This is a genomic window from Morganella sp. HMSC11D09, from assembly GCF_001807955.1.
Classification (GTDB): domain Bacteria; phylum Pseudomonadota; class Gammaproteobacteria; order Enterobacterales; family Enterobacteriaceae; genus Morganella; species Morganella morganii.
On sequence record NZ_KV791659.1, the window covers coordinates 20005 to 20587 of the forward strand.

Genomic DNA, 583 nt, shown 5'->3' on the forward strand with positions numbered 1-583 from the left:
TCTGGTGGTGAACTGGACGCAGGACAAAGGTAATGATGTGGCGCTGTCGGCGACAACCAGTAAAACGGATGCCACCGGTAAAGCCACTATCACCCTGACCTCCACCAAAAAAGCAGTGGATGATGTACTCGTCAGTGCACAGTATGCCGGTACAGCCAAAGTGGATGCCAATAAGCTGGTCAGCTTTATCTATGAGCTGAGTTCAGCCAAAGTCGGTACCGTGAAGCTGGACGGCGATGTGGTACAGAAAGTGGCGGATGGTGTGAATGCCTTCACTTATACCGCACAGCTGGTTGACGGCAACGGTAACCCGGTTCGTCAGGCGGATCTGGTGGTGAACTGGACGCAGGACAAAGGCAATGCAGTCGTGCTGTCAGCGACAAGCAGTAAAACGGATGCCACCGGTAAAGCCACTGTCACACTGACATCGACCACAACTGCCGTTGATAACGTTACAGTGAGTGCACAGTACGAAGATACCGCGAAAGTGGCAGCGAATAAGGCCGTCAGCTTTATCTTTGAACTGACGTCAGCCAAAGTGGGCACCGTGACCCTGGAAGGCGATGTGGTACAGAAAGTGGCG

At 53.2% G+C, this 583-nt stretch carries 1 protein-coding gene; it reads left to right on the forward strand.

The window, feature by feature from the left end:
* The coding region (locus tag HMPREF3119_RS19325) for an Ig-like domain-containing protein (protein WP_210388491.1) at positions 1-583 on the forward strand (583 nt) is incomplete at both ends.